At 42.3% G+C, this 14,368-nt stretch carries 13 protein-coding genes; 10 read left to right on the forward strand and 3 right to left on the reverse strand.

The annotated features are described in order from the left end of the window. Position 1: 1 nt before the first annotated feature. From QNM18_RS03705 to QNM18_RS03730, 6 genes are all read left to right on the forward strand, one after another. Positions 2–1,945 carry an acetyl/propionyl/methylcrotonyl-CoA carboxylase subunit alpha gene (locus QNM18_RS03705; protein ID WP_284136380.1) on the forward strand — a complete coding sequence of 648 codons (1,944 nt, stop codon included), beginning with the start codon at positions 2–4 and terminating at the stop codon, positions 1,943–1,945. Between the two features lies 1 nt (position 1,946). Continuing rightward, the gene (locus tag QNM18_RS03710) at positions 1,947–2,855 is read left to right on the forward strand and encodes a hydroxymethylglutaryl-CoA lyase (RefSeq protein WP_211009125.1); all 909 of its coding nucleotides are present in this window, start codon (positions 1,947–1,949) and stop codon (positions 2,853–2,855) included. Positions 2,856–2,889: 34 nt separating this feature from the next. Next, entirely contained in the window at positions 2,890–3,588 is a 699-nt protein-coding gene (locus QNM18_RS03715; RefSeq protein WP_023400453.1) for a CoA transferase subunit A, read from the forward strand. A 10-nt stretch (positions 3,589–3,598) separates the two neighbouring features. Next, positions 3,599–4,258 (forward strand): CoA transferase subunit B, encoded by a 660-nt coding sequence (locus QNM18_RS03720; RefSeq protein ID WP_023400452.1) that lies wholly within the window; start codon positions 3,599–3,601, stop codon positions 4,256–4,258. Positions 4,259–4,572: 314 nt separating this feature from the next. Continuing rightward, on the forward strand, positions 4,573–5,421 hold the full coding sequence (htpX, locus tag QNM18_RS03725; protein WP_211009124.1) for a protease HtpX: 849 nt from the start codon (positions 4,573–4,575) through the stop codon (positions 5,419–5,421). 414 nt (positions 5,422–5,835) lie between these two features. Continuing rightward, entirely contained in the window at positions 5,836–7,827 is a 1,992-nt protein-coding gene (locus QNM18_RS03730) for a methyl-accepting chemotaxis protein (protein WP_284136381.1), read from the forward strand. Positions 7,828–7,851: 24 nt separating this feature from the next. On the opposite strand, the gene arsJ is transcribed toward QNM18_RS03730, so the two are convergent. Both arsJ and QNM18_RS03740 read right to left on the reverse strand, forming a co-directional pair. Then, positions 7,852–9,060 carry an organoarsenical effux MFS transporter ArsJ gene (arsJ, locus tag QNM18_RS03735; RefSeq protein ID WP_211009122.1) on the reverse strand — a complete coding sequence of 403 codons (1,209 nt, stop codon included), beginning with the start codon at positions 9,058–9,060 and terminating at the stop codon, positions 7,852–7,854. Between the two features lie 4 nt (positions 9,061–9,064). Next, complete coding sequence (locus QNM18_RS03740) at positions 9,065–10,075, reverse strand: ArsJ-associated glyceraldehyde-3-phosphate dehydrogenase (protein ID WP_211009121.1); 1,011 nt, start codon at positions 10,073–10,075, stop codon at positions 9,065–9,067. A gap of 282 nt (positions 10,076–10,357) precedes the next feature. On the opposite strand from QNM18_RS03740, the gene QNM18_RS03745 reads away from it, so the two are divergent. From QNM18_RS03745 to map, 4 genes are all read left to right on the forward strand, one after another. Further along, positions 10,358–10,516, forward strand: coding sequence for a hypothetical protein (locus QNM18_RS03745; protein ID WP_023400447.1), 159 nt, complete (start codon positions 10,358–10,360; stop codon positions 10,514–10,516). A 130-nt stretch (positions 10,517–10,646) separates the two neighbouring features. Then, positions 10,647–12,098, forward strand: a complete 1,452-nt coding sequence (gene rsmF, locus QNM18_RS03750) for a 16S rRNA (cytosine(1407)-C(5))-methyltransferase RsmF (protein WP_284136382.1) — start codon at positions 10,647–10,649, stop codon at positions 12,096–12,098. Between the two features lie 375 nt (positions 12,099–12,473). Continuing rightward, on the forward strand, positions 12,474–12,680 hold the full coding sequence (locus tag QNM18_RS03755; RefSeq protein WP_211009119.1) for a ParD-like family protein: 207 nt from the start codon (positions 12,474–12,476) through the stop codon (positions 12,678–12,680). After that, complete coding sequence (gene map, locus QNM18_RS03760; RefSeq protein WP_284136383.1) at positions 12,661–13,449, forward strand: type I methionyl aminopeptidase; 789 nt, start codon at positions 12,661–12,663, stop codon at positions 13,447–13,449. The genes QNM18_RS03755 and map overlap by 20 nt, the downstream gene beginning before the upstream one ends. Before the next feature lie 16 nt (positions 13,450–13,465). Here the strand turns inward: map and QNM18_RS03765 are convergent, their stop codons facing one another. Further along, positions 13,466–14,149: a hypothetical protein gene (locus QNM18_RS03765; protein ID WP_211009117.1), complete on the reverse strand. Its 684-nt coding sequence runs from the start codon at positions 14,147–14,149 to the stop codon at positions 13,466–13,468. Between the last annotated feature and the right edge of the window lie 219 nt (positions 14,150–14,368).

Below are 14,368 nucleotides of genomic sequence, written 5' to 3' on the forward strand. Positions count from 1 at the left end.
AATGTTAAAAAAAATCTTAGTCGCAAACCGAGGGGAAATCGCCTGTCGAGTCATGCGCACTGCAAAACGCTTGGGTTTGAGCACTGTGGCAGTGTATTCAGATGCAGATGCCAACTCACTCCATGTCAAACAAGCTGATGAAGCCTATCATATTGGCCCTGCACCAAGTAAAGATTCCTATCTTGTCAGTGAGCGTATTTTAGAAGTAGCCAAACAAAGTGGCGTTGATTGCATTCACCCTGGATATGGCTTCTTGTCTGAAAACGATGCTTTTGCAAATGCATGTGAAGAAAACAACATTGCTTTCATCGGCCCGCTTGCCAGTTCAATTGAAGCTATGGGCTCAAAAACACGCGCCAAAGAAATCATGGCAGAGGCCAACGTGCCATTAGTACCGGGTTACTATGGCCAACAACAAGACACCGAGTTTTTAACTGCTGAGGCAGAAAAAGTCGGCTACCCTGTGCTTATCAAAGCTGCATTTGGTGGTGGCGGCAAGGGCATGCGAGTAGTCCGAAACGCCGGTGAATTTCTCAGTGCGTTAGAAGGTGCAAAACGTGAAGCTTCGGCAAGTTTTGGTAATGACCTAGTTCTACTTGAGCGCTTTGTTGATAAACCACGCCATGTAGAAGTACAAATCTTCGCTGACAATCATGGCAACTGTGTGTATTTGGGAGATCGAGATTGCTCCCTACAACGACGCCACCAAAAAGTCATTGAAGAGGCACCTGCTCCTGACTTAAGCGATGCTCTGCGTAAAGAAATGGGTGAAGCTGCTGTACGCTGTGCTCAGGCAATTAACTATCGCGGTGCCGGTACTGTAGAATTCTTACTGTGCGGCGATGAGTTTTTCTTTATGGAAATGAATACGCGCCTACAAGTAGAGCACCCCGTAACGGAAATGGTGACAGGTCAAGATCTTGTCGAGTGGCAAATTCGTGTTGCCAACAACGAACGTTTACCGCTGTCTCAAGCTCAAATCTCTTTACAAGGTCATAGCTTTGAGGCGCGAATTTACGCTGAAGATCCTGAAGAAAACTTTATGCCCTACTCTGGCACATTGGCCCATTTGAGTTTCCCTAAAGCCCAACGTGGCGTGCGCATTGACACAGGTGTGCAACAAGGAGACGAAATAAGTCCGTTTTACGATCCGATGATTGCCAAACTGATTGTTCATGGTCACGACAGGCGTACGGCGCTGCTGAAGCTCAGATCAGCGCTAAATGAAGTACATTTAGCGGGCGTAAAAAGTAATATTGCATTTTTACATCACCTAGCAGAGCACCCAACTTTTATGGTTGGTGCACCCGATACACACTTTATTGATACCCAAACTGAAGAGCTTACTGCTTCTAAAGCACCTAGCGATACCTTAGTATGCCTCGCAAGTATTGCTTATCTTGCGCACAAGCAAGCACCGAAAGTAAATTCGCCGTGGCAACAAGTTGGCTTTAGACTCAACCAAACACGTAAGCTCACCGTGCCATTTACCGATCACTTTGTTGTAGCTCAAGCTGAGGGCCATCACTGGCGAGTGCATTATCATGATTATGACCACCGTGTTGAAGCAAAGCTAGAAAATCATCAACTTATCGCAAATGTTGATGGAAAACGCATGGTGGCGGATGTACTTATTGATGAGTCCAGTATCACGGTCATGTATGGACCTTACCAGCACACTTTCGAATTAAAGACTAAGCACTATGTAAGCGAACATGAGCATCAAGAAGCACCGCTTGCTGCCCCTCTCAATGGCACTGTTGTAAAACACCTGCAAGAAGTTGGTGCACAAGTCAGCAAAGGCGATCCAATCGTGATAATTGAAGCGATGAAAATGGAATATACGTTAAACGCGCCTTTTGATGGCACTTTATCAAGTTACTGCTTTGATGAAGGTGAGCTTGTTAGCCATGGGGCAATGCTCGCAATCGTCGAGGAGGCATAATATGGCCAACTATCCGGCTAAGGTTAAAATTGTAGAAGTCGGCGCTCGAGATGGCCTACAGAATGAAGCCTCAGTCAGCACACAAAGTAAAATAGCACTTTTGAATGCGCTGGCTGATGCCGGCCTCAAACATCTTGAAGCAGGCGCATTTGTATCACCTAAGTGGGTACCTCAAATGGCAGACTCCGCACAGGTGATCCAAGGGATAACACGCACACCTGGTGTTGAGATTAGTGCGCTGACACCAAATCTAAAAGGCGCCGAGCTGGCGCTTGAAAATCAAGTTGATGAATTTGCAATTTTCACGGCGGCAAGTGAAGCTTTCACGCAAAAAAATATCAATTGCAGCATTGAAGAAAGTATCGAACGCTTCAGACCTGTTGTTGAACTTGCTCAAAAAAACAACATCAAAGTAAGAGGTTATGTCAGTTGTATCGCAGGCTGCCCTTACCAAGGAAAAGTTGAGCCAGAGCGCGTTTTGGAGGTATGTAAACAATTGTTGGCACTTGGTTGTTATGAGATAAGCTTAGGCGACACAATTGGTGTTGGCACAGCGAATCAAATAGGATCATTGCTAGAATTGCTACTCGAACACATCCCTGCACAAAGGCTTGCGGTACATTTCCATGATACCTATGGTCAGGCATTGGCAAACATTCACAAAGCTCTAGAGATGGGTATTGCAACAATCGACAGTGCTGTAGCTGGCCTTGGTGGCTGCCCTTACGCTAAAGGGGCGTCAGGAAATGTTGCCACTGAGGATGTCATTTACTTGCTGCAAGGACTTGGCATTAGTACCGAAATTGATTTAGAAAGGCTAGCAAAAGCAGGTTGGCAAATTTGCGATGCACTCAATAAAGAGCCTGTCAGCAAGGTTTCTTTAGCATTAAAAAATACGTGCCAGTCTTAACAACAAGACAATTTTGACAACGAGGAGTGGGCTAATGGCCGGTTTCGATAAAGTAGTTTCTAGCTACGAAGAAGCAATGGAGGGTCTCAAAGATGGAGATACCATTATTGCCGGTGGTTTTGGACTGTGTGGTATTCCAGAAGGACTGATAGCTGAGATAAAGCGCAAACAAACAAAAGAACTAACAGTTGTTTCTAATAACTGTGGTGTCGATGATTTTGGATTAGGTATTCTACTTCACGATCGCCAAATCAAAAAAATTATTGCCTCTTACGTTGGTGAAAACGCGTTGTTCGAACAGCAACTACTTGATGGCATTATTGATGTAGAACTCACACCACAGGGCACACTCGCTGAAAAGATGCGCGCTGGTGGTGCAGGTATCCCAGGATTTTATACCGCAACAGGCTACGGTACACCTGTTGCTGAAGGTAAAGAAGTTAAAGAATTTAATGGTCGCCCTTATATTCTCGAAGAGTCCATTACTGGTGAATTTGCCATCGTAAAAGCTTGGAAAGCCGACCGCTATGGTAACTTGGTATTCCGCCATACAGCGATGAACTTTAACCCTATGGCTGCGACTGCGGGTAAAATTACCGTTGTTGAAGTGGAAGAGATTGTCGAACCAGGTGAATTGGAGCCAAGTGAAATTCACACCCCTGGCATTTATGTAAATCGTGTTATCAAAGGTGACTTTGAGAAACGCATTGAACGTGTTACTACGCGCAAGTAAGGAGATCACCATGGCTTTAAATCGTGAACAAATTGCAATGCGCGTAGCGCAAGAACTTCAAGACGGGTACTACGTAAACTTGGGTATTGGTATTCCGACTCTCGTTGCTAACTATGTCCCCGACAATATGGAAGTAATGCTGCAATCAGAAAATGGTCTTTTAGGTATGGGTCCGTACCCAGAAGAAGACCAGGTTGACGCAGATATGATCAATGCGGGTAAAGAAACCGTGACAGCTGCAACAGGAGCGGCTATTTTTAATAGCGCTGAAAGCTTTGCCATGATACGTGGTGGTCATGTAGACTTAACCGTACTAGGTGCATTTGAAGTGGATCAAAACGGCAATATTGCCTCGTGGATGATCCCGAAAAAGTTAATCAAAGGCATGGGTGGCGCGATGGACTTAGTCGCTGGCGCACAAAATATCGTTGTGACTATGACCCATGCTAGCAAACACGGCGACTCTAAATTGCTTGAGTCATGCACACTGCCTTTGACTGGGGTAAATTGTGTGAAGAAAATCGTCACCGACCTCGCCGTGTTAGAAGTTAAAGATGGCGCATTTCATTTGCTTGAGCGTGCGCCAGGTGTTAGTGTTGATGAAATAATCAGCAAAACTGCAGGTAAATTAATCGTTGAAGGCGATATCCCTGAAATGCAGTTTGCTTGATCTAATTTTACGTGGTTCAACATCATAGTTAATAACTAACACAATTGTACCGACCTCATTCCCAGTGCCAAAGGCGCTGAGTTACCCAAAACCCCTCGCAAGAGGGGTTTTTTTTCTTTGCGCGATGCATCTTAACTATCTCCTATTGAAAACCAAGCCCCTTTACGCTCTTTTTCATACAACAACATCTTGTAACACTTAAACGCCATACTCGGCCTTGAGAAACTCAGCAAGGTCTCCATATTGGAAGTATGAGCTGTTTTTTATCTAACAGAGTAAAACTATTAAGCAAGTAAACTTTTAAAGAGGTGACTATGAAACGCGTGTTACTTTTTCTAGCGACAAACTTGGCCATCATGGTTGTGTTGTCCATCATTCTATCTATTCTAGGGGTTTCGTCGAGAAGCTATGCCGGTATGCTGACGATTGCCGCAGTTTTTGGTTTTGGCGGGTCATTTATCTCGCTGTATATTTCAAAATGGATGGCCAAAAAATCAACCGGGGCTTATGTGATAGAGCAACCTCGTAATGAAACTGAGCATTGGTTAGTAAGCACAGTGGCTGAGCAAGCGCAAAAAGCAGGTATCAAAATGCCTGAAGTTGCAATATACGATAGCCCTGAGATCAATGCCTTTGCCACTGGTCCAAGTAAAAATGACTCACTCGTTGCAGTCAGTAGCGGCCTCCTTGCTGGCATGAGCCAAAGTGAAGCTGAAGCTGTGCTTGCCCACGAGGTGTCGCATGTTGCCAATGGCGATATGGTGACGCTCACCCTTATTCAGGGCGTGGTAAACACCTTTGTTATTTTTATCTCCAAAGTACTGGCCAATATCGTAGATGGCTTCTTAAACGGTGATGAAGAAAGTGAAGGGTTTAGTTGGACCTATATGATCTTCGATATTATCTTCCAAATTCTATTTGGCTTCTTGGCGTCAATGATTGTTGCCTACTTCAGCCGCAAACGAGAGTATGCTGCCGATAAAGGGGCTGCTGAGCTAGTTGGTGCACATAAAATGAAAGCAGCCCTTGAGCGATTGCGTAGCAACCAAGAGTCTAAGTTAGAAGGTTCGATGACAGCATTTGGTATTGCATCAGGAAAAAGCGTAGTAGATCTATTCGCCTCACATCCGCCTTTAGAACAGCGTATTTCCGCTCTATCCTAAAATTTATATGTAAATATTATGTATACTTTATAACCATAGGCCCTCACGGGCCTTTTCCAAGACGATTTACAATAAATTAAATTTAGTGCCTAACTTCTGTATTTTTATCATAAACGGTTATAAAAAATTATATGTATATACAACAATGTCATATAATCTATTTTTCCTGCTATTTAAATAAAAGCAGTACTTAAGTCTTCACTTAAAACCTAAAATAGGTAAAATATCCCCTCATTTCTTAAACAAATAGCTGCAAACGTTACTTTTTGGTTATTTATTAACCGAAATATAACTGTAATATTAGCCGAAACCATACTTTTTGCGTGTATCCATTCAAGGCCCACTTGTTTAAAATATGTAACCCAATTTATTGACATAAAAGCAATATTGTATCTACGTAAGGTAAAAAGAAGTATGCTGATCAAAACCCGATTACTCATTTCATTTATGCTGATTGGTTTATTACCGGCCGGTATATTAGCAATGGTTTCATTATGGACGGCGTCTTCAGCGCTTGAACAACAGGCATATAATCAGCTTACTTCCATCAAGCAAATAAAACATAAGCAAATTGATGATTATTTATCGGCAAGAAAAAGCGACCTATCTGTCATTGCAAAAAAATGGCAGTTGCTCGTAAAGCAAAACCCGACTTTGACTAACGCTGAACTGGCACATAATTATCACGACTTGTTTGACACCTTTATCACACAAAAAGGGTTTTACGACTTCTTCGTTATTGAACGTGACGGCTTGATTAGCTATACGGTTGCTCGAGAGTCTGATTACCAAACTAATTTAGTAACAGGCCCTTTTAACAACTCCGGTTTGGCAAAACTCTTTACTCAAGTCGTTTCTTCGCGACAATTTATCCTTGCTGATTACAGTGCTTATGCACCGAGTAACAATGAGCCAGCCGCATTCATAGGTATCCCAGTGGTTATCGATGGTCAGGTCAATTCAGTACTTGCATTACAGCTGTCTATAGATGCCATCAATGCAATAATGCAACAACGAGACGGCATGGGTGAAACGGGTGAGTCTTACCTTGTTGGCAACGATTTTCGCATGCGCTCCGATTCATATTTAGACCCTATCAACCATACCGTGATTGCCAGTTTTGCAGGCTCAGTCGAAGCAAACGGTGTAGATACTGTTGCAGTAAGAAAAGGTTTACAGGGTATCTCTGATACTGAGATCATTATTGACTACAATGGCAACCCTGTTCTATCAGCCTACCTCCCGTACACTTTTGCAGGATTAAAGTGGGTGCTTTTGGCTGAGATAGATAAAGCCGAAGCATTTGCGCCCGTTTACAAATTATACTGGATTATTGCCGCCATCTTCTTTACCACGATTCTGTCTGTTGCCGTAGCAACTGTTTTGATTGCTCGTTCAGTATTGAAACCACTTGGCGGTGAGCCCATTGAAATGCGCAAGATTAGCGAACGTATTGCTGCTGGCGACCTACGTGAAGAATTCGGTCATGACGAACATGCTATTGGTGTGTATGGCGCAATGAGACAGATGAATGCCTATTTAACCAGTGTCATTGGAACCATTGTAGAAACAACCACTCAGCTCGCTTCGACGGCGACGCAAACAAGTGCTGCGAGTGAGCAAGCGAACGCAAGTTTGCAAGAGCAGCACGCCAACATTGAGCAAGTTGCAGAGGCGATTCAACAGACTTCATACTCAATTGACGAAGTCGCTACAAATGCACGAACAGTTGCTGACTTAAGTTTAGATGCAGAAAAAACCTCATTGTCTGCAAATCAAACACTAAGAGACACTGTGACTCAAATGGAGTCTCTAAATCAAGCGGTTGAAAACTCAGAAACTGCCATAAAAGAAGTTGAATACAACACACAAAATATCAGCCGCGTTATAGAAGTGATCCAAGCAGTAACAGAGCAAACTAACCTCTTGGCACTGAACGCCGCGATAGAAGCAGCTCGTGCTGGTGAGCATGGTCGTGGTTTTGCTGTGGTTGCAGATGAAGTCAGACAGCTAGCACAAAAAACACAAGCGTCCACTGCTGATATTGAAAACATGATTGCGAATCTGCAATCAACATCTCAAACTGCGGTATCGGAAATGCATGCGTCTGCTGAAGCGACTCGCCAGACAATTACTGCTGCCAATGACAGCGCGTCATTATTAGAGCAAAGCGTAAATCAAATTAATCAAATTGCACAAAGCGCTCAAACAATAGCGCAAGCGGCACAAGAGCAATCGGCCACAACAGAAGAGATTTCATACAATGTTGAATCTATCAGACAGGCTGCTCTTGATAACGCTGCTGGTGCGGATCAAGTAACCAGTGCTAGCTTAGAACTGGATAAGCAATCAAAAACGCTTAAACAAGTCACGTCTGCATTTAAACTGCCACAACAATTAAATTAAACACTGACATTGGTATGCAAGCGCTTAATCGCGCTTGCTCAATCCAAACGTAAATACTGTTGCAATGACCAACATGGCACTTGAGAGCATCAAGCACACTTCCAAGCCATATAGCTGATAAACCAAACCAGACAGAACAGTACCTAATAATCTTCCCATGGCATTGGCCATATAATAAAAGCCGACATCCATAGAAACACCGTCACTATCGGCTATTTTCACAATTAAAAAGCTGTGCAAAGAAGAATTAACAGCAAATACAGCACCAAAAATCAGTAGGCCAACCACTATCACCACTTTAGGCTGCCATTGTACCCATAAACCCAGTGCCAACAAAGCTGGTATAACTGACAGTACACCAACCCAAAACAACGCCTGCCGATAACTACTTCCGCGATTAGCGGTGATCTTTGGTGCATTCGCTTGCACCACACCATATGCAATGATCCAACTTGCCATAAAACCGCCAACCCACCAATGATCCCAGCCAAATGTTGAAGCTAAAAACACAGGTAGTGCGATTACAAACCACACATCTCTCGATGCAAATAAAAATAATCTGGCGGCGGCCAATAAATTCAACTGGCGGCTTTTCGAAAGTAGTTCACGAAATTTAGGTTTACTCTTTTTCTTGCCTAAGTCTTGTTTCAATAACAACAAACTTAATAACCAAGTAAAGGTTAGCATTGCCGACATAAACCACAGTGCACCTTGAAAACCCATTAACGAGAGCAGTAATCCGCCGAGAAAAAACCCCACACCTTTCAAAGCGTTTTTAGAGCCAGTTAACAGCGCAACCCACTTATATAAGGTATTATCTTGATCTTTAGGCACTAAAAGTTTGATGGCACTTTTGGCACTCATTTTGTTGAGGTCCTTTGCAATACCAGATAGAGCCTGTGCCACCATGACATAAGCAATGGTCAATAGCTGTTCATCTAAAGCCAACATCGTCACGGCAACAATTTGTAAAAAAAGACCAATATTCATGGTCTTATTAAGGCCCAATCGTGCGCCTAACCAACCACCAAGGAGGTTCGTGACGACACCAAAAATCTCATAGAACAAAAATAAAGACGCGATCGCAAGTGGGCTGTAACCCAGTTGATGAAAATAGAGGACCACCAGCATACGCAGTGCACCATCAGTCAAGGTGAAAGACCAATAGTTGCCGGTGATCACTAGGTACTGCTTGATTTCTGGCGACAGCCTGGCCAATAGTGACTGCGTCATGGCCTTAACCCCAGCGCTTTTCAATAACTAAGCGGGCTAAATCAGCTGTTCTATTTGCATATCCCCATTCATTGTCATACCACACATAAAGCTTCACTTGCGTGCCGTTTACCACCATGGTAGAGGGCGCATCAACAATGGCACTTCTTGGATCTGTTTTATAGTCTATTGATACCAATGGACGAGTTTCGTAACCAAGAACGCCAGCCAATTCGCCGTTTGCAGCTTGCTCCATCCAACCGTTGATTTCTTCTGCGGTGGTTTCACGACTCACTTCAAAAACACAATCGGTAATCGACGCATTGGTTAAAGGTACGCGCACTGCATGACCATTTAACTTGCCTTTTAACTCTGGGAAAATATGTGTGATAGCCGTCGCGGATCCCGTCGTCGTAGGGATCAAACTCGTTCCACAAGAGCGTGCACGACGCAAATCTTTATGAGGTGCATCAATGATAGTTTGGGTATTGGTAATATCATGGATGGTTGTCATAGAACCATGTTTAATACCAATATTATCTTGAAGTACTTTCACCACTGGTGCTAGACAATTAGTTGTACATGAAGCGGCGGTTACAATTGGATGCTGTTCAACATCATAATCTTCATGATTGACACCCATTACAACATTTAATACACCCGCTTCTTTTACCGGTGCTGTAACTACAACTTGCTTGACTCCTTGGACGAAATACGCAGCAAGTTTTTCTTTTGTTTTGATTTTTCCAGACGCTTCTATCACCAAATCACACATGGACCAGTCATTTTCTGATACTGATGTTTGTTGAGTGACGCTAATACGTTTTCCTTCAATGACCATGTCATTTTCGTCACTCAAGGCTTCGTGTTGCCATTTTCCATGCACTGAGTCAAAGTTCATCAAATGCGCCAATGTGTGTGCATCTCCCGCAGGATCATTGATCTTTACCAACTCAATCCCAGGTGAATTCCACAACGCACGCATAGTTAAACGACCCATTCTGCCGAAACCATTGATCCCAACTTTAACTTTCATCGATCTTTACTCCAATTTTCAATTTTATTGTTACAAACCTCTGGTGAAGACCATGCTGTGCTGTTCAATCTGCCATAGCGATGCGCCAAGTCCACCAAATTATGGTCATTTATATACGACCTAAACATACGATAAATCATATATTCATTTTCCCATATATGCAATCATGCTTTTGTAATGATTTTGTATCATTTTTATTAATTTTATTTGAAACTTTTTTTCGATTTACTAACATGGAATTAGCAGTAACAAGTAATGTAAAATTGAAAGGAGTTAATCACTATGAAGCTTAAAGTTACCAAAAAGCCACTGAAAAAGTTGAGTTACGATAGCCTACCTCTTGATAAAAAACTGACTCCACTAGTAGGTGGTGCGGGTTTAAGTAATGGCCCAACCCAAGAATGCGAAACTTATTACCACTGCGATTCTGAGACCCCATAACTAATAGATAGACCCCTGCAAGCGTTGTCTTAACACTGAGATGACGTTTGCCCTCTCCCCCCAAATTTGCCTATTCAAAGACGTTTAATGTTAAACTAGACCCAATCCTAGTTGTTTCGAGTATTTAAGATTGGATAAGAATACCTACATCCCAGAAAACTTTATCGAAGACGTTAAAAGCTACCTACCTACACATCTGAATTTAGATGACTTTATTGCATACTGCCAAAAGCCATTGAGATTATCAGTGCGCGTAAATACCCTAAAAATGTCTGTCGAAGCATTTGAACTCGAAGCAAAAAATCTCGGTTGGCAGATAACCCCTGTTCCTTGGTGTCCAGAAGGGTTTTGGGTAGTACGTAGTGAAGAAGAACAGACGGCTCTGCCAATTGGCAACACTGCATTGCATTTAAGCGGGTGTATTTACGTTCAAGAAGCCAGCTCGATGTTACCCCCATTAGCACTGCGAGAAGAATTAATAAACATGGACACTGATCACTATGCGGTGTTGGATATGGCTGCGGCTCCGGGCTCCAAAACGTCTCAGCTAAGTGCGCTCATGAACAATCAAGGCTTGCTTGTCGCTAATGAATTTTCATCGTCACGGTTGAAGGTATTAGCTGCAAATATGAAGCGAATGGGTATAGCTAACTGCGCCTTATCTCATTTTGATGGTCAGATATTTGGCGATTATATGTATGAGTGTTTTGATCATATACAGTTAGATGCGCCCTGCTCTGGTGAAGGTACAGTCAGAAAAGACGCCAATGCACTTAAGAACTGGTCTATTAAGTCAAACATTGACATAGCTGACGTGCAAAAAAGCCTTATTAGAAGTGCATTCCTCGCTTTAAAACCTGGAGGCACACTGGTTTATTCTACTTGTACATTGACCCCACTCGAAAACCAACAAGTTTGTAAATATCTGCTGGAGGAATTTAACGATGCAGTTGAAGTCATACCTTTAAACAATCTGTTCGATAATGCCGACAAAGCCACAACCAGTGAAGGTTATTTGCATGTATGGCCACAGATATTCGATAGCGAAGGGTTTTTCATTGCTAAATTTAAAAAAAGAAACTCTGTCGAGCATCACAACAAAAAAGAGAAAAAAGGCTCTTTTCCATTCGGTCCCTTTCCAACAAAAGCACAGCAAGCTTTCACTAGCTATTTAAAAAAGCAGTTTAAAGTTGAACAACTACCTGGCGTGCTTATGCAAAGAGACAAAGAACTTTGGTTGTTCCCAAGCAAACTTTCAGATGTTCAAAATAAAATAAAATATGCACGTTTGGGTGTAAAGGTTGGCACCATCCATAAAAATGGTGTGCGTTTAGAACATGAACTGGCGACGGCATTTGGCCACTTGGCAGCCACCAATATCCATGCTCTCAGCGATCAGCAAGCAGCTGATTACTTTCAAGGGAAAGACGTTCGATTAGAAAAACCAACAAACCAAACAGGTGAAGTCATTCTAACACTTTGTAATGCGCCGGTAGGGCTAGGTAAATGGCAAAAGACGAAAATTAAAAACAACCTACCTAGAGACTTAATTGCTCAAGGGCAGTTGATAACTTGGGTATAACCTGATTAGAACTTTTTGACAACTTTAAGATTATTAATTCATATAGATGTAACATACTGTTTTTTCTATGTTTTAAAAATGTCACTCTGTTTGTAACTTTTGTGGTGTGTTAACTACACTTAAAGAACTTTCTACTTCTCCCTTATGTAATAGAAGGTGTTTAAGTTAGCGCACGGCTCCATATGAGCCTTCCCCTACGCCCAGATTCACACATTACTGGGCGTTTTTTTATGCCTAATTTCTCAATAACAGTCAATGCCGCCCTCCCTTGTCACCTATAAATATTCCATGTATACCACTTGAGCATTTTGCACTTGAATATTTGATGTATTGAACATATCATTTATATACAAATTATAATAATTCATATACGAAATGGGTATTGTAAAAATATCAGAAGAACTTCACGAAGAAATCCGCTTGGCCAGTCAAGTTATGTCTCGATCCATCAATTCGCAAGCAGAGTTTTGGATAAAAATGGGCCGTTTAGCGGAGCAAAACCCCGACAAACCCTTTGCAGAACTTATACAAATTGAACTGGAACAAGTGAAAAAGAAACAGCATGAAATCAGTCACGATTAAGGATCAAAATCAAATTGAAAAAATGAGGCGCTCTGGACACATGCTCGCTTCGGTATTTAAAGCGCTTGATGACTTTATTCGTCCCGGTATCACCACAATGGAGGTCAACGACTTTGTTGAGGCTTATATCACTCAAGAACTTAACGCCATTGCCTCAACGAAAGGCCAATACGGCTACCCGTATGCCATCAACACTTCCATAAATGAGGTGGTATGCCACGGCATGCCAAAAGCCAGTCAAAAAATAAAATCGACTGACATCATCAATGTAGATATCACGCTAAAACATGATGGCTACCTTGCCGATTCAAGTAAAATGTATGTAATGAGCGACGCACAAGGCGCAGCTAAGAAACTTGCAACAGTCACCTATGAAGCAATGTGGCAAGGGATCAAACAAGTTAAACCCGGTGCACAACTAGGAGACATTGGCCACGCAATCCAGTGTTATGCAGAACGACACGGGTATAGCATTGTTAGAGAGTTTTGCGGCCACGGTATCGGCAGCGAAATGCACGAGGGTCCAGACGTACTCCATTTTGGTAAGCAAGGTAGCGGGCTGACTTTGCAAGCTGGGATGACATTTACGATAGAGCCGATGGTCAATCAAGGGCAGCACAAAGTCAAAACACTTAAAGATGGATGGACTGTTGTTACACGAGACCGTAAACTTTCAGCGCAGTGGGAACACACTATATTAGTTACTGAAACAGGCTACGAAGTACTCACATTAAGAGAGGAAGAGGAAGAGCAACTACCACAGCGCTAATAATTGCCCGTCTAAATTATTGGCTATGGCGTTTATCTGCCGCTTTAAGAACCCTGTAAAAATATGCTGATACCAGTATTGCGACAGGGTTTATACCGATAGCCCATGGTTGCTGAAGTTGAAAAATACTAAACTGAAAAACACTGCCCAACATCGGCACCACATTTAGTCCAGTTTGACTTGATACAAAGATATTTAGAAATGCACCATTGGTCAGTTGATAACCAATAAATGGAGACATAAACAAAGGTATTTGAATTGCCCAAAATATCAAATTGTCTTTGATCACGCCAACTGTCGACTTTTCAAATAATCTCACCGCAGCCACGATCCCTAATACATAAATCACGAAAAAAAATGCATAAATCGCATATATGAATAATCCAGAAATATTTGGTAACGTGGATAACATATGGGTGATCCCTAAAAAAGCGCCCCCTATAGTCAATACCGATGTCACCCTTTTAAACCATTGGTTAAGCTCAATAATCTGATCGTTTGGTATTGAAACAAAAGGTTTCTTTTGCATCGGTTTTTCACAAGCGCTATCGAGTTCTTGTTCTATCGAATGTGGAGACTGTGCCTGCCTACTCTCCAGTTCATCACAAATTTCTTGATACTTTTCAGGGAACGCTTCCCTATCAATATCGGCACACGCCTGTTGTAGCTCTTGCAGTGAATACTCAGAGTAACTTCTCATCCTAAAACCTCATATACCTTAGTTAAAAGCCACAGCGTATATACATCGCAGTGTTCAAACTTGTGAGTCTAAGGCGAGTAAAGCACTAAATCAATGAAAGCGTTATGATTTCCATTTCTTATTAAAATTGAGGCCAAAGTACCAGCTACTATAGATGTTTAAATTATAAAATCTCGAATTTTAAAAGGGCCGATATGGTTTAGATCAGCCCTAAATAAG

Source organism: Pseudoalteromonas obscura (assembly GCF_030135505.1).
GTDB lineage: Bacteria > Pseudomonadota > Gammaproteobacteria > Enterobacterales > Alteromonadaceae > Pseudoalteromonas > Pseudoalteromonas obscura.